This window comes from Pseudomonas sp. P8_229, from assembly GCF_034008635.1.
Lineage (GTDB): Bacteria > Pseudomonadota > Gammaproteobacteria > Pseudomonadales > Pseudomonadaceae > Aquipseudomonas.
On the sequence record NZ_CP125378.1, the window covers coordinates 2,082,052 to 2,097,617 of the forward strand.

Sequence of the window (15,566 nt, forward strand, 5' to 3'; positions counted from 1 at the left end):
ATCGCTGGTAGGATCCTTCACGCTTTCCTACGTTCCTGATCCCACGTTCTGATAAGAAATCACCATGCCTCTGCCGCTGATCTACCACGAAGACTACAGCCCCGAGTTTCCGGCGGATCACCGCTTTCCGATGGACAAGTTCCGCTTGCTGCGCGATCACCTGGTGGACAGCGGCCTGACCCGCGACGCCGACCTGCTGCGCCCGCAGATCTGCCCCAACGACATCCTCGCCCTCGCCCATGACCGTAGCTATATCGAACGCTACATGAGCGGCGAGTTGTCCCGCGAAGACCAGCGGCGCCTTGGCCTGCCGTGGAACGAAGCACTCGCCCGACGCACCGTGCGGGCCGTCGGCGGCTCGATTCTGGCGGCCGAAAAAGCCCTGGAACACGGACTGGCCTGCCACTTGGCAGGCGGCACGCACCACGCCCACTACGATTACCCGGCCGGGTTCTGCATCTTCAACGACCTGGCGATCATCAGCCATTACCTGCTGCAAAGCGGTCGGGTAAACCGCGTACTGATCTTCGATTGCGACGTGCATCAGGGCGATGGCACCGCGCGAATTCTGCATGACACGCCGGAGGCGATCACCGTTTCCCTGCACTGCGAAAAGAATTTTCCTGCACGTAAGGCCGAAAGCGACTGGGACATTCCACTGCCCAAAGGTATGGGCGACGCCGATTACCTGAAAGTGGTGGATGACACGCTCAACTACCTGTTGCCGCTGTATCAACCGGATCTGGTGCTGTACGACGCCGGGGTCGATGTGCACAAGGACGACGCCCTCGGTTATCTGCAGCTGACAGACACAGGCGTCGCCGCCCGCGATGAAAGCGTGATGCGCCATTGCCTGGGCCGCGACATCCCGGTGGTCGGCGTCATTGGCGGTGGCTACAGCAAGGATCGCCACGCCCTCGCCCGCCGCCACGGCATCCTGCATCACAGCGCGCAGCGGGTCTGGCAGTCACTGGGTTGTCATTAAGGTGTGCTGCGTTACCCACAATGGCTGTGGAACGGCCTGTGGATAACCTGAGCGAAAGGGACTACAGGCCACAGCGAACATGGCGTACAGCGTGGTGATCATTTTTTAACCACATACCGAATTCACCTCGATCTCCTTGTAGGAGTGAACCTGCTCGCGATGGCGCACTGACATTCAGCGTTTATGTCGTCTGATAAACCGCCATCGCGAGCAGGCTCACTCCTACAAAGGTCTGCGCTGTTAGAATGCGCGCCTTATCCCGCCATACCGCAGCGCACGCCATGACCCAGACATCCGCCCCCCTCCCCGCTCACGTCACCATCATCGGCGGTGGCCCCGCCGGCCTGATGGCCGCCGAAGTGCTGAGTCAGGCCGGCGTGCGCGTCGACCTGTACGACGGCATGCCGTCGGTGGGGCGCAAGTTTCTGCTGGCCGGGGTCGGCGGCATGAACATCACCCATTCCGAAGCCTACCCGGCGTTTCTCTCACGCTACGCCGAACGCGCACCGCAGATCGCGCCGTTGCTGCGCGCCTTTGACGCCGATGCGTTGTGCCGCTGGATTCATGAACTGGGCATCGAGACCTTTATCGGCAGTTCCGGCCGGGTGTTCCCCACCGACATGAAAGCCGCCCCGTTGCTGCGTGCCTGGCTCAAGCGCCTGCGCGATAGTGGCGTCGTTATCCACACCCGCCATCGCTGGCTCGGCTGGGATGAACACGGCGCACTGCGTATCGCCAGCCCCGACGGCGAAATCACCCTGAAGCCCGACGCCACCCTGCTCGCCCTCGGCGGCGGCAGTTGGTCGCGCCTGGGTTCAGATGGCGCATGGATGCTGCCGCTGGAGCAAAAAGGCGTAGGACTGGCGCCATTGCAGCCGAGCAATTGCGGCTTCGAGGTGCAGGCCTGGAGCGATTTGCTTGTGAGCAAATTCGCCGGCGCACCGCTGAAAAATGTCGCGATCGGTTTGAACGACGATATCCCGCGCTTGGGCGAATGCGTGATCACCGCAACAGGCGTTGAAGGCAGCCTGATCTACGCACTGTCGGCGCCGATTCGCGAGGCGATCAACGCGCATGGCTCCGCCACGGTGCACATCGACCTGCTGCCGGGCCGGCCTGTGGATAAATTGCAGGCGGCACTGAGCAAACCGCGAGGTTCACGCTCGATGGCCAAGCATCTGCACAGTCAGGTCGGGATCGATGGGGTGAAAGCGGCGTTGTTGCGTGAATTGACTGACGCGGCAACCTTTGCCGACCCGGCGCTGTTGGCCCGGGCGCTCAAGGCGTTGCCGTTGACCCTGGTGAAAACCCGTCCGCTGGACGAAGCGATCAGCAGCGCCGGTGGCGTGACGTTCGAGGCGATGGATGAGCGCTTGATGCTCAAGGCGTTGCCGGGGGTGTTTTGCGCAGGGGAGATGCTGGACTGGGAGGCGCCGACGGGCGGCTATCTGCTGACGGGGTGCTTTGCCAGTGGGCGGGCTGCGGGGTTTGGGCTGTTGGAGTGGTTGCAGCGCAAGGGCTGAAGACCGAGGTGCACCCAATCGCGAGCAGGCTCACTCCTACAGGGGAATGCGTTCCAATGTAGGAGTGAGCCTGCTCGCGATAGCGGTCTGACAAGTGCAGCGAATACTACGGTTTGCGCTTGCGCGGCCCGGTATTGAACACCGGCACTTTACGCACAGGCTTGATCGAAGGTTCCGGCGCCTGCGTCTCGCCGCTGTCGACCCACTTGCCGAGATTGCGCTTGCCGCCACCGCCGCCTGATGCCTTCGGCTTTTTCGGTTTCTTTGGCTTCTTGATCACCTGACCGCTGGCATCGGTATCCGGCACGCGGTGCTCAGGCTCGAAATCCGGCTCGTTCTGACGCTTGAGCGTCTGGCGAGTCAGCATTTCAATCGCCGACAACATGTTCACTTCATCCGCGCACACCAGCGAGATCGCCTCGCCCGTAGCGCCAGCACGGCCGGTACGACCGATGCGGTGAATGTAATCCTCGGCCACGATCGGCAAGTCGAAGTTGACCACCAGCGGCAGGTCTTCGATGTCCAGACCACGGGCAGCCACGTCGGTCGCTACCAGAATCTGCACTTCACTGAGCTTGAAACGATCCAGAGCACGCTGACGGGTCGCCTGCGGCTTGTCGCCATGGATGCCGTCGGCGTTCACGCCCAGGCCCTGGAGTTTTTCCACCAGCGCGTCCACGCCGTTGCGGGTCTTGGCGAACACCAGCACTTGCTTCCACTTGTTCTTGCGCATCAGGTGCACGAACAGTTCCGGCTTGCGCTTCTTGTCCACCGTCACCACCCACTGCTTGACGGTGTTTGCAGCGACGTTGCGCGGGCTGACTTCGACGCTCAGCGGATCGTTGAGCATCTGCCCGGCCAGCAGGCGAATGTCATCGGAGAAGGTCGCGGAGAACAGCAGCGTCTGGCGCTTCTTCGGCAGCATGCGGTAAATGTTCGCCAGTTCTTCGGAGAAGCCCAGGTCGAGCATACGGTCGGCTTCATCCAGCACCAGGGTTTGCAACTGATCGAGTTTCAACGCGTTCTGACGGAACAGGTCGATCAAGCGACCAGGCGTGGCGACAAGCACATCAACGCCGCCGCGTAGCTTCATCATCTGCGGGTTGATGCTGACGCCGCCGTACACCGCATAAGTGCGCAATGGCAGGTTTTCAGCGTATTGGCGCACCGACTCATGAACCTGCTCCGCCAGCTCGCGGGTCGGTACCAAAATCAGCGCACGCGCCGAATTAGCGGCCACTTTCGGCCCTTCCATGGCCAGCAACTGCAGCAGCGGCAAGGCGAAACCGGCGGTCTTGCCGGTGCCGGTCTGGGCCGCAGCCATCAGGTCGCGACCGGCCAGAACGGCCGGAATGGCTTGCGCCTGGACCGGCGTTGGAGTCTGGTAGCCGAGCGTCTCGAGGGAGCGCAGCAAGGGTTCGATCAGGCCAAGGGTGGCGAAAGTCATGGGAATACCGTAGGAAAAATCAGCGCGGTTGCGCAAAACAAGGGTGCAATGGCGCGCAGTTTACCCTAATTCACACGTTGCTCAGTCGCAATGGCTGACTTCGGCGCCTCCACGACGAGCGGCTGCGCCGGCCGCCGCCACTGCGGCAGACCGATCAGCACCACCGCACTGATGATCACCAGCATCGCCAGCGCTTCTTCCATGCCGATGGTCTCGCCGACAAACACGATCCCCAGCAATACCGCCACCGCCGGGTTGACGTAGGCATAACTGGTGGCCGCTGCCGGACGCACGTGCTTGAGCAGGTACATGTAGGAATTGAAGGCGATGATCGAGCCGAAGAAGATCAGGTACGCCAACGCCATCCAGCCTTCCACCGGCGGCACGGCTTGCAGGTGTTCGCCACTCACCGCGCTGCCGATCAGCAGCACCACGCCCCCCACCAGCATCTCCACGGCACTGGCCATCGCCCCTTGCGGCAGCGGCAGGTGTTTGCTCCAGACCGAGCCGAACGCCCAGATCGCCGCCGCGAAAATCAGCAAAGCCGCGCCCATGGGGCTCGATTGCAGGTTGGAGCCCATGTTGAGCATGGCGATACCGATAATCCCCAATGCCACCCCGGCCCACTCCAGCCGCGTATTGCGCGCGCCCCAGAAATACCCGCAGAGCAAAGTGAACAACGGCACCGTCGCCACCGCCAGTGCCGCCACACCGGAAGCCACGCCCGTGTGCTCGGCCACACTCACCGCGCCGTTACCGAAGCTAAGCAGCAAAATCCCGATGATCCCCGCCGCTTTCCACTGCGCCCAGGTCGGTGCCGGCGCCCCGCGCCAGCGCAGGAAGGCGTACATCAGGCTGCCAGCAATCACAAAGCGTACCCCGCCGAGCATCAGCGGCGGCCAGTATTCGACGCCAATGCGAATCACCAGATAGGTCGATCCCCAAATCACATACAGCGCGAAAAACGCGGCGATCAACGGCAAGGAAAAACGGCGCAAGGCAGGCATGGGCAGCTCGAATGTCAGAGGTAGCGGATGAATTATTCTAGAAAGGCCGGCGTGCAAAAATAAGCTACAAAACCTGTTTATAGCGCCGGTACACTTTTGAAAGAACGGAGATCGGCGGGATAAACAGCGATTTCGAAAGTCTGGCAATTTAAGGAGTCCGGCCTTGGACAAATACGACCGCATGCTGCTCAGCGCTCTGCTGGAAAACGGCCGAGCGTCCTACGCCGACCTCGCGCGCAAAGTGAACCTGTCCGCTCCGGCCGTGGCCGAACGCGTGGCCAAGCTCGAGGCGTCGGGGGTGATCACCGGGTATCAGGCGAACATCGACCTGTCGAAAATCGGCTTGCCGATCCAGTGCATGATCGAGTTGCGCCTGCACCAGAACGGCAGTCAGAAGGTCTACGACGAACTGGCGAAAATCCCGCAACTCATCGAGTGTTTTCGAGTGACGGGCGATCCCTGCGTGATGATGAAGGGCGCGGTTGGTTCGATGACGGAGCTGGAGGAGTTGATCAATCGGGTGGCGAAGTTCGGCTTCAGCAAGACTTCGATTGTGCTATCGAGTGCGATCGAGAAGCGTGTGCCGCTCGGCCACATCGAAAACAACGGCAAGTAATCAGGAACTCAGAAGATCCAAATGTGGGAGCGGGCTTGCTCGCGAATGCGGTGTGTCAGACAACATTTTTGCCGAATGACACACCGCTTTCGCGAGCAAGCCCGCTCCCACAGGGGATTTGTGTTGGGCCGGGGATCAGCGATAGCGCTGCAGGTGTTCGCTGACTTTGGCCGCCGGGACTTTCTGCAGTTTGCACAACAGGTCGTGGTTCAGCTCACGCACCCCATGCTTGTGCCGCAGCTCTTGCGCCAGATGCGCCATCAGATTGGCCGCCATCTCCGCATCCGCCATCGCCCTGTGCGCCTGGCCGGTGTGCGGCAAACGCGCGAAGGTGGTGAGAGTACCGAGCTTGTGATTCGGCGCCGCCGGCATCAGGCGGCGTGCCAGCAGCAGCGAACAGGCAAAATTCTGCAAACGTGTGCGTTTGATCCGCCCCAGTTCGAAGTCCCAGAACTTCTGGTCGAAAGAGGCGTTATGCGCGACCAACGGCGTGCAGCCAACGAATTCGTTGACCTCTTCCATCACCCGTTCGGCCGATGGTGCGGTGCGCAACATGGCGTTGCTGATGCCGGTCAGTTGTTCGATGAAGGCCGGGGCGCGGACGCCGGCGTTCATCAGGCTCTGGTAACGCTCGACGATGCGTCCGTTTTCCAGCATGACCACGGCGATTTCCGTGGCACGACAGCTGCTGCTCGGCGACAGGCCAGTGGTTTCAAAGTCGATGACTGCAATGCGTTCCAAACCGGGTTCAACTCCGTACAAATCAATTCTTCAGTAACAGCTCAATTCTTCAACAACAACACGCCTTCGATCGGCACGTAACGGCTGGCGGCGCGGATCAGCGAATTGGCGGTCAGGCCAGGCACACCATAGGCCACTGCCTGTACGCCGTGTTTGCTGATGATGCGTTCGAGCAGCATGTCGAAGTCGCCGTCACCGGAGGCCAGGACGATTTCGTCGACGTGGTCGGCGGCGTCCATGATGTCGAGGGTGATGCCCACGTCCCAGTCACCCTTGGCCGAGCCGTCGCTGCGCTGGATGTAGGGCTTGAGCTTCACGGTGAAGCCGAGGTTGCGCAGGATCTGCTGGAACTGCTGCTGCTTGCTGTCACCACGGTCGATCGCATAGGCATAAGCCTCGACGATCTGCCCGTCCTTGCTGATGTCTGCCCACAATGCGGCGTAGTTGAAGTGACAACCATAGGCCTGACGCACGGTGTAGTAGAGGTTCTGCACGTCGGCGAACACTGCGATTTTTTTCACCGGGATTCCTGTGAGCGCATAGCGCACGAAGCGGGATCAGGCGCCAGGCCCGAAAAAGGCGCTCAGTATGCCAGTCCTCAGGAAGGTGGCGCGAATAATCGACCCACCACTCCGGACGGATGGTGGGTTGTGGTGAGGGGATTTATCCCCTCACCACAGGTTGGTACGGGCGGCTGATCAGTCAGACGAAGGAGTCGTCGTCATCGAAGAACGACGAGTTGTCGTCGCTGTAGTCGGTGTCGGCAAGACCGCCCTGGTCGTTACCGAAGCTGTCGTTGCCAGCCATGCGCTGATCATTGCCCCAGTCGTTGTTGCTCTGGTCAGCCACTTGCGCCGGCTCTTCCTTGATCACCTCAACGATTTCTTCAGGCTGCTGGTTGTGATGGAACAGGCTGCTGATGCCTTGCGCCAACATCACACCACCGGCCACGCCAGCGGCAGTTTTCAGGGCGCCGCCAAGGAAGCTGCTGCCCGCTGCCGGGGCGGCTTGCTGTGCGTAATTTGGCGGTGGCGCGGCATAGTTCTGTTGTGGCGGTGGCGCAGCGTAGTTCTGCTGCGGTGCCGGCTCACGCCAGCCGCCGGTGGAGGCCGGAGCGCTCTGGGTCGGCGCCGGACGCGAACCGCCGCCGAAGATGCTCGACAGGAAACCACCGCCGCCACTCGGTGCCGGTGCCGCGCCCTGGGCCTTGGCCGCTTGCAGTTCAGCCTGCAATTGCTGGATTTGCTGGGTCAGCTGCTTGTTCTGTTCGTCGAGGCTCTTGATGGCCGCCTCTTGCACCAGAATCGCCTGGGTCATGAAATAACCTGCCGCCGGCTGGCGGGTCAGGTGTTCCTTGATCCGCGCCTCGGCCTGGGCGTCACGCGGGGCTGCCTCCGTTTCGGCCTGTTGCAGCCGGGAAAACAGTCCATCGATCAGGGTTTGCTCTTCGCTGTTCATGGCGACCTCGTAGATTGCCGGGGATAACGTTGCCCGTGTCCACTGTGGACAAGGCGCACCTCTGTAATGGAGGCAGTGACAGGATGTTTCAACGACCTTTACCGAATGTTTACGTTTGTGTCGGCCCGCGCATCATCGGTTAAAGTGAGCCACTGTTTTCGACCTGCGATACCGACTGATGAATGCCTTCGATGTACTGCGTGACTCTCTGTATTTTTTCAAACGCCATCTGGCCAGCATCGTGCAGTTGTGCCTGCCACTGGTGATCTTCGAAGCGGCGCTGCAGCAAGTGGTGGATCATGTCACCGACCCGGACAGTTTCTCCGCCGCCAGCGTGGTGGTCGGTCTGCTGGTGTATCCGCTGTACACCGCCGCGCTGATCCTGTTCCTCGATGCCCGCACCCGTGGCGAAGCCCCGCGCACCCTCGACCTGCTGGCGATGTCCGCCCGGCTGTGGCCGCGCTTCGCCCTGCTCACGGCGCTCAACACCTTGCTGATTCTGCTCGGGCTGTCGCTGTATTTCCTGCCAGGCCTGATGCTGATGGTGATGCTGGCGTTCGCCGAATATCTGCTGGTGCTGCGCGGCATGGGGCCGTTGCAGGCGATGAAGGAAAGCCTGCGCCTGACCCGAGGGCATTTCTGGCGGATCCTGCTGTGCATTCTCTGCGTGATGGGACCATTGTGGCTGCTCAAGGGCGCGACCCTGGCGGTGTACCCCGACCCGCAGAATCCGCTGATCGCGGTACTGATCGACAGTGCGCACAGCTTCCTGCAACTGTTCACCAGCGTAGTGCTGTTCCGTCTGTTCATGCTGATCAGCGAATTGCCTGACAAACGTAACGGAGCGGTCTGACTTCAGGGGCCTTGGGCCAAGCGTCTGCGGTCGGGTATGCTCGGGGTCACTTTTGTAACGCGATAAGCCGAGCCATGCCCCGTCTGCTGCGCTACACCCTGTTGCCGTTTTTGCTCGCCATCGTCCTGATCGGCGGGCTGATCCACAGCCTGACCTGGCGCCCCGATGCCCGGGAAACCCTGCCGGTCACCTGCACCGGTACCCCGCCGAACCTGGTGCCCGGGCAGGCGTTGAAAGTCATGACCTGGAACGTGCAATACCTCGCCGGCAAGCGCTACGTGTTCTGGAACGACCAGGCCCAGGGCAACGATGAAGCGCCAACCCCGGAAGACATGGCCTTCAGCCTCGACGAAGTGGCGCGGGTGATCCGCGATGAGCAGCCCGACGTAGTCCTGCTGCAAGAGCTGGACGACGGCGCCAAGGCCAGTGATTACCAGAATCAGCTCAAGCTGCTGCAGGAACGGGTCACCGACCTCTACCCGTGCAGCGCCCACGCCTTCGACTGGAAGGCGGATTTCGTCCCCGAACCACACATTTTCGGCAGCGTTGGCCGACAACTGGCAACCCTGAGCCGCTACCGCATCGAACACGCCGAACGCCTGCAATTGCCGGCGCCCCCGGCGAACATCATCAGCCGCCAGTTCCAACCCAAGGACGCCCTGCTCGCCACCAAGCTGCCGCTGAGCGACGGCGGGCAACTGACGGTGTTCAACACGCATCTGGATCGCGCCAGCCAACCCGACGACACCTTGCAGGCGCAAGTGACGGCGGTGGCCAAGGTGCTCGACAAGTACGAAAGCCAGGGCCTGCCGTGGCTGATCGGCGGTGACTTCAGCCTGTTGCCGCTGGGCCAGTATCAACGCCTGCCTGCTGATCAGCGCACGCCCTACTCGATCGACAGCGCACTGCACCTGTTGTGGGACAAGTACCCGATGATCCCGACCAACAACGAAGCCAGCGGCATCGACCGCGCCCACTGGCTGACGCACTACCCCAACGACCCCGGCCTCAATGGCCCGGATCGCACGGTCGACTATCTGTTCTACAGCCCGAAAATCAAACGGGTCGAGGCCAGGGTGCGGCAGGACGATACCTTGCGCATTTCCGATCACTTGCCGGTGATTGCGCGCTTCCTGCTCCCCGCCACCCCGTAGCCAGCGAACACAATACCCCCCTGTGGGAGCGGGCTTGCTCGCGAAAGCGGTGTGTCTTCAAAGTTGATGACGGCTGACACTACGCCATCGCGAACAGGCGAAGGCCTACAAAAGAGCGTGCTCGACTTAGTGGACTTCTTCGAGGTCATCGTGCAGCAGCCCGAAGATCTCCCGTTTCATGTCGATGAACGAGCGCTCCATGACCATGTCCAGTGAGCGCGGGCGTTCGATCGGCACGTCGAGGATCTGCTTGATCCGCCCCGGTTTGGCGCCCATCACGTAGACCCGGTCCCCGAGCAGAATCGCTTCGTCAATGTCATGAGTCACGAACAGCACGGTCTTCTTGCTGTTACCCCAGACCCGCAGCAACAACTGCTGCATCTGCAAGCGGGTCTGGCTGTCCAGTGCGCCAAACGGTTCGTCCATCAACAGGATCTGCGGATCATTGGCCAGCGCCCGGGCAATCGCCACGCGCTGCATCATGCCGCCCGAGAGCTGCTTGGCGTAGCTGTCGGCAAACCCGGCCAGGCCCACTTCGTTGACGTAATAGTCGACGATTTCCTTGCGCCGCGCCGCCGGCATGCCGCGTCGTTTGAGGCCGAATTCGACGTTCTGCCGTACCGTCAGCCACGGAAACAGCGTGTAGCTCTGGAACACCATCCCCCGATCGGCACCGGGGCCCTGCACTTGCTGACCGCCGACGTAGATCTCGCCGGACGTCGGCTCGGCCAGGCCAGCGGTCAGGTACAACAGGCTCGATTTGCCGCAACCCGACGGCCCCACCAGCACCGCGAACTGCTGGTCCGGCACTTCGAACGACACCTGCTCCAGCGCAGTGAACGTGCCGCCATCGGGCTTCTTGTAGCGCAGGCTGACCTTGTCCACTTGCAGGCGCGCAGCGGCTTGCGGCGCGGCGGCTCGCGGTTCGATGAAACGATGATTGGCAGCGGTTACTGAGCCCATGCGGCAACCCTCAAGCGAAGAAAACGGAACAGTTGATCGGTGACCAGACCGAGCAGGCCGATGATCGCGATGGCGAGGAAAATCACGTCGACCTGAAAGCCGCGCATGGCTTTGAGGCTCAGGTAACCGAGGCCACTGGAGGCCGCGACCAGCTCGGCCACCACCAGATACGTCCAGGCCCAGCCCATGGTCACGCGCAGGGTGTCGAGCACACCGGGCACCGAGGCCGGGGCGATCACATGCAGCACTGCGTCGCGACGGTTGGAACCGAGGGTGTAAGAGGCGTTGATCAGATCCTTGGAAATCCCTTTGGACACGTCAGCGATCATCACCAGTTGCTGGAAGAACACGCCGAAGATAATCACCGACACACGCTGCTCCAGACCGATACCAATCCACAGGATGAACAGCGGCACGAACGAGGTCACCGGCAGGTAGCGAATGAAGTTGACCAGCGGTTCGAGGAACGCCTGGACGATGCGGAAGCTGCCCATCAACAACCCCAGCGGCACCGCCACCAGCGACGAGACAATGAAGCCGACCATCACCACTTCGACGCTGGCCCACACATGGGTGCCGAGGGTGCCGTCGCGGCTCAGGCGTACGGCCGCCTCGAGCACCGCGCCGGGGGTTGGCAGAAACATCCCCGGCACGATGCCGCCGTAGGACAACCCGGCCCACAGGCCGACCAGCAACACCCACGCCAGGCCGCTGGCGCTCCACACCACTGGCACCGGTAATCCGGTCTTGGGCGTGAGGCAGCGGCTCAGCCATGATTTGCGCTTGAACATGCAGACCTCCTAGAGCGGGCTGACGAAACGGTTGTCGACCAGATCGTCATGGCTGACGTTGTAGGGCTTGCCCTGCAGTTCGCTGGCGGTTTCGTTGGCGAGTTTGATCAACGCCGCGCTGTCACCCGGCTTGCCCGGCGAGCCGAGAAGCTTTTCGCTCATCGCCTGATCGTAGAAACGCACGCCCTTGGCGGCAGCGGCCAGTTCCTTCGGATCGGAGAGATAGCCGCCAACGCCTTTGGCCATGATCGCGTAAGCCTCGTCCGGGTGTTCTTGGGTGTACTTGACCGCCTTGTACAAACCGCTGACCAACGCCTTGACGTCCTGCGGCTGTTTTTCGATGACGGTGCAATTGAGCGCCACCACATCGACGATCACCCCCGGGGTACTGCTGCTGTCGATCAGCACCTTGCCCTGCTGCTTGTCGCGTACCATCGACAGGTGCGGTTCCCAGGTCACGGCGGCCGGCACGCGACCGGCGATGAACGCGGTGGCGGCATCGTCGGCGGTCATGTTCTGCACGGTAATGTCGCTCATTTTCATGCCGTTCTTTTTCAGCAGGTACGACAGCCAGAACTGCGACGTCGAGCCTTCGTTGACCGCCACGGCCTGGCCCTTGAGTTCCTGCAACGACTTCACGTTCTTGCCGACCAGCACGCCGTCGCCACCATGGCTGTCATCCAGCGCCGCAACTGCCTTGAAGCAGAACTGCGGACGGTATTTGAGCACCTCGTCGATAGTCGACGCCGAGCCTGACAGTTGGCCGGACGCCTGCGCGGCCATGTACATCGAAGCTTCTTCGACCACCGGCAGTTCAACGGTCAGGCCGTTTTCCTTGAAGTAGCCCAGGTCCTGAGCCAGGTAGAGGGTGCCGTAGCCAACCCAGGTGGTATGGCCGATGGACAGGGTGCCGGCCTGGGCGCTGGTCGCGACCGTGGCTGCAAGGGCGGTGATCGCCAGAGGGTGGGTGAGACGAATACACAAGGACTTGATCATGGAGCACTCCCGACGCTGTTGATTTAGTTTTGTCATGGGCAGTACGGCCGGCACCAATGATGTGAATCCACGCTGCGGTCTCTGCTGGACTCTGGCGTGAAACACCGGGCTGGCGAGATCGATGGTGGCCCATGTGCGGGCCGAGGAAAATCAGGAAATTGTTGGCAGCAAATGATGAAAAAACTGGGTAGCGCGCACTGCTGAAGGGCAGGGTTGGCGGGGATGCTCAAAGGGGGGGCAGATCAGGGATTTTCTGTGACTGACCCACCGCATTCGCGAGCAAGCCCGCTCCCACAGTGGTTCTGTGTTGATCACAAATCCAATGTGGGAGCGAGCCTGCTCGCGAAAAGGGGTGACGCGGTATCAGCGCAACTGAAACCAGGTGGTTTTCAGCTGGGTGTATTTGTCGAACGAGTGCAGCGACAGATCGCGGCCAAAGCCCGATTGCTTGCCGCCGCCGAACGGCACGGTCACGTCCAGCGCATCGACGGTATTCACCGACACCGTGCCCGCCCGCAGCCGTCGCGCCACACGGTGCGCGCGATGCAGATCATCAGTCCACAGCGACGCCGCCAGCCCGTAGACACTGTCATTGGCCAGACGCACCGCTTGGTCTTCATCGTCGAACGGCACCACCGCCAGTACTGGCCCGAATACCTCTTCGCGAAACAACGGCATGTCGGCGCGGACGCCAGTAAAAATCGTCGGTTCGATGAAGTTGTCCGAGCCATTGAAGCGCCGCTGCTGGCCGCCACACACAAGGGTCGCACCCGACTGCTCGGCGCTGCGAATGGCACGCATGATGCTCGCCGTCTGCCGGTGATCGACGATCGCCCCGGCACGGCTTTGCGGATCGAGCGGATCACCCGGCAGCCAGCGCTCGGCCTGAGATTTCAGGCGTTCGACAAACGCGTCGTGAATCGAACGCTTTACCAGCAACCGCGAGTTGGCCGAACACACTTCGCCCTGATTGAAGAAGATCCCGAACGCGGCTTTTTCCGCCGCCAGATCCAGATCGCGGCAATCGGCAAACACCAGGTTGGCACTCTTGCCGCCGCACTCCAGCCACACTTGTTTGAGGTTGGATTGCGCCGAGTACTGCATGAAATATTTGCCGACCTGCGTCGAGCCGGTGAACACCAGGCAATCGACGTCCGGGTGCAGGCCCAAGGCTTTGCCGGCCTGTTCACCAAGCCCCGGCAATACGTTGAGTACGCCCGCCGGCAACCCCGCTTCCAGCGCCAGCTCGGCCAGACGCAACGCCGAAAACGGTGATTGCTCGGCCGGTTTGAGGATCACCGAATTACCCGCCGCCAGCGCCGGCGCGAGCTTCCACGCGGCCATGTCCAACGGGAAATTCCACGGCACCACCGCCGCCACCACGCCCAGCGCTTCGCGGGTGATGGTCGCCAGCACATTGGCGGCGCCGGGGGCGATCTGGTCGTAGAGTTTGTCGATGCTTTCGGCGTACCAGCGAAACACCCCGGCGGCACCCGGCACATCAATGCTGTAAGCGTCCATCACCGGTTTGCCCATGTTCAGCGAATCGAGCAGAGCCAATTCTTCACGATGCTCCATCAGCAGATCAGCCAGGCGCAGCAGCACTTGCTTGCGCTCGGCGGGCGGACGTTGCGCCCAGGTGCCGGTCTCGAACACCTGTCGCGCGTTACGCACCGCCGCGTCGACATCCTCCTCGCCACAGGCGGCGACATTGGCCAGTAACTGGCCAGTGGCGGGATTGATCGCGGCGAAGGTCTGCCCCGATTGCGCGGCGCAGTGTTGACCGTTGATCACGGCTTGATCGGGAAACTTCAATGCAACGGCCTGGCGCTGCCATTCTACAAGCTCGAACACGTCGGATGCTCCTTGGACGTTATTGTGCAGTCGATGGTCGCTCAGGCCCCAGCGGGCTAAAACCAGTAAAAACATCTTCGCAGGCAATGAAAAAACTGCTCAATCGGTTTCCCCAAAACCTGCGCGGATGACTAAGGTTCAAGGACAAAAACATCGTCGCGCAGCGGACGCGGCGGCGCACAAATTGCTTGGAAGTCGAGTCCGCTCGTCCTGAGGTTTGCCGTGGCCGCCTACAATTTGCGTCAGCTCAAATACTTCATCACCACCGTCGAATGCGGCAGCGTTGCCGAAGCTTCACGCAAGCTGTACATCGCGCAACCGGCGATCTCCACGGCAATCAAGGGCCTGGAAGACAGCTTCGCCGTGCAGCTGCTGATCCGCCATCACGCCCAGGGCGTGTCCCTGACGCCCAGCGGCGCACGGTTTTTCCGCAAGGCGCAGGAGCTGTTGCGCATGGCCCGGGAGTTCGAACAGAACGCCCTCGCCGACAACGACATCGTCGCCGGACAGATCGACATCGGCTGTTTCGAAACCGTCGCCCCGCTGTATTTGCCGCAATTGATTGCCGGGTTTTCCACGCTCTATCCCGGGGTGAAAATCCGCATCCGTGACGGCGAACAACAGGAACTGGTGCTGGGCCTGACCTCGGGCACGTTCGACCTGGTCATCCTTTATGAACACGAACTCGACGCCACCATCCAGACCGAACCACTGATGCCGGCGCAACGCCCGTATGCGCTGCTGCCGGCCGACCACCGTTTCGCCCAGTACAAGCAAGTGTCGCTACGCGATCTGTGCCTGGAGCCGATGATTCTGCTGGACGTACAGCCGAGCCGGACCTACTTCGTCAGCCTCTTCGAAGAGCTGGGCCTGACCCCGCGCATCGAGTTCAGCTCGCCGTCAATCGAGATGGTCCGCGGCATGGTCGGCCAGGGGTTCGGCTTCTCGGTGCTGGTCACCCGTCCGCATTCGGAATGCACCTATGACGGCAAGAAAGTGGTGTGCGTGGAGATAGCCGAAGACGTCACCGGCTCAGGGCTGGTGGCGGCGTGGCTCAAGCGTGGGCAACTGACCAAGCCGGCGCAGTTGTTCGCCGATTACTGCCGGGAACAACTGACGGGCAAGGCGCGTATTTAGCAGCGAACACGCTCCGACTCATTGCGGGAGCGGGCTTGCTC

Annotated in this window: 15 protein-coding genes; 6 read left to right on the forward strand and 9 right to left on the reverse strand. The window is 61.7% G+C overall.

Translation table 11 applies throughout. The features are described 5' to 3' along the window. Window positions 1-64: 64 nt before the first annotated feature. The gene (locus QMK55_RS09400; RefSeq protein ID WP_102354505.1) at window positions 65-985 is read left to right on the forward strand and encodes a histone deacetylase; all 921 of its coding nucleotides are present in this window, start codon (window positions 65-67) and stop codon (window positions 983-985) included. A 281-nt stretch (window positions 986-1,266) separates the two neighbouring features. Continuing rightward, complete coding sequence (locus tag QMK55_RS09405) at window positions 1,267-2,508, forward strand: TIGR03862 family flavoprotein (protein WP_102354506.1); 1,242 nt, start codon at window positions 1,267-1,269, stop codon at window positions 2,506-2,508. Window positions 2,509-2,614: 106 nt separating this feature from the next. On the opposite strand, the gene QMK55_RS09410 is transcribed toward QMK55_RS09405, so the two are convergent. Both QMK55_RS09410 and yedA read right to left on the reverse strand, forming a co-directional pair. After that, complete coding sequence (locus QMK55_RS09410; protein WP_102354507.1) at window positions 2,615-3,955, reverse strand: DEAD/DEAH box helicase; 1,341 nt, start codon at window positions 3,953-3,955, stop codon at window positions 2,615-2,617. 65 nt (window positions 3,956-4,020) lie between these two features. Continuing rightward, window positions 4,021-4,962, reverse strand: a complete 942-nt coding sequence (gene yedA / locus QMK55_RS09415; RefSeq protein WP_320329088.1) for a drug/metabolite exporter YedA — start codon at window positions 4,960-4,962, stop codon at window positions 4,021-4,023. Between the two features lie 163 nt (window positions 4,963-5,125). On the opposite strand from yedA, the gene QMK55_RS09420 reads away from it, so the two are divergent. Next, a complete protein-coding gene (locus QMK55_RS09420; RefSeq protein WP_102354509.1) occupies window positions 5,126-5,578 on the forward strand; it encodes an Lrp/AsnC family transcriptional regulator in 453 nt (150 codons plus the stop codon). A gap of 135 nt (window positions 5,579-5,713) precedes the next feature. Here QMK55_RS09420 and QMK55_RS09425 read toward each other — a convergent pair whose 3' ends face one another. The 3 genes from QMK55_RS09425 to QMK55_RS09435 form a co-directional block, all read right to left on the reverse strand. Beyond that, a complete protein-coding gene (locus QMK55_RS09425) occupies window positions 5,714-6,319 on the reverse strand; it encodes a 3'-5' exonuclease (RefSeq protein ID WP_320329089.1) in 606 nt (201 codons plus the stop codon). Between the two features lie 41 nt (window positions 6,320-6,360). Then, window positions 6,361-6,840 (reverse strand): NYN domain-containing protein, encoded by a 480-nt coding sequence (locus QMK55_RS09430; protein ID WP_102354511.1) that lies wholly within the window; start codon window positions 6,838-6,840, stop codon window positions 6,361-6,363. Window positions 6,841-7,021: 181 nt separating this feature from the next. Further along, window positions 7,022-7,777, reverse strand: coding sequence for a DUF2076 domain-containing protein (locus QMK55_RS09435; RefSeq protein WP_102354512.1), 756 nt, complete (start codon window positions 7,775-7,777; stop codon window positions 7,022-7,024). A gap of 178 nt (window positions 7,778-7,955) precedes the next feature. On the opposite strand from QMK55_RS09435, the gene QMK55_RS09440 reads away from it, so the two are divergent. Then, complete coding sequence (locus QMK55_RS09440) at window positions 7,956-8,630, forward strand: YciC family protein (protein ID WP_102354513.1); 675 nt, start codon at window positions 7,956-7,958, stop codon at window positions 8,628-8,630. Window positions 8,631-8,704: 74 nt separating this feature from the next. Next, window positions 8,705-9,784 (forward strand): endonuclease/exonuclease/phosphatase family protein, encoded by a 1,080-nt coding sequence (locus tag QMK55_RS09445; RefSeq protein WP_102354514.1) that lies wholly within the window; start codon window positions 8,705-8,707, stop codon window positions 9,782-9,784. Window positions 9,785-9,910: 126 nt separating this feature from the next. Here the strand turns inward: QMK55_RS09445 and QMK55_RS09450 are convergent, their stop codons facing one another. The 4 genes from QMK55_RS09450 to QMK55_RS09465 all read right to left on the reverse strand — a co-directional run bounded on the left by QMK55_RS09450 (window position 9,911) and on the right by QMK55_RS09465 (window position 14,388). Continuing rightward, entirely contained in the window at window positions 9,911-10,747 is an 837-nt protein-coding gene (locus QMK55_RS09450; protein WP_102354515.1) for an ABC transporter ATP-binding protein, read from the reverse strand. Beyond that, window positions 10,735-11,538, reverse strand: a complete 804-nt coding sequence (locus tag QMK55_RS09455) for an ABC transporter permease (RefSeq protein WP_047602568.1) — start codon at window positions 11,536-11,538, stop codon at window positions 10,735-10,737. The genes QMK55_RS09450 and QMK55_RS09455 overlap by 13 nt, the downstream gene beginning before the upstream one ends. A gap of 9 nt (window positions 11,539-11,547) precedes the next feature. Further along, complete coding sequence (locus QMK55_RS09460) at window positions 11,548-12,534, reverse strand: ABC transporter substrate-binding protein (protein WP_320329090.1); 987 nt, start codon at window positions 12,532-12,534, stop codon at window positions 11,548-11,550. A gap of 363 nt (window positions 12,535-12,897) precedes the next feature. Then, entirely contained in the window at window positions 12,898-14,388 is a 1,491-nt protein-coding gene (locus QMK55_RS09465) for an aldehyde dehydrogenase (RefSeq protein ID WP_320329091.1), read from the reverse strand. Between the two features lie 222 nt (window positions 14,389-14,610). On the opposite strand from QMK55_RS09465, the gene QMK55_RS09470 reads away from it, so the two are divergent. Beyond that, entirely contained in the window at window positions 14,611-15,525 is a 915-nt protein-coding gene (locus QMK55_RS09470) for a LysR family transcriptional regulator (protein ID WP_102354518.1), read from the forward strand. The last annotated feature ends 41 nt before the right edge of the window (window positions 15,526-15,566 follow it).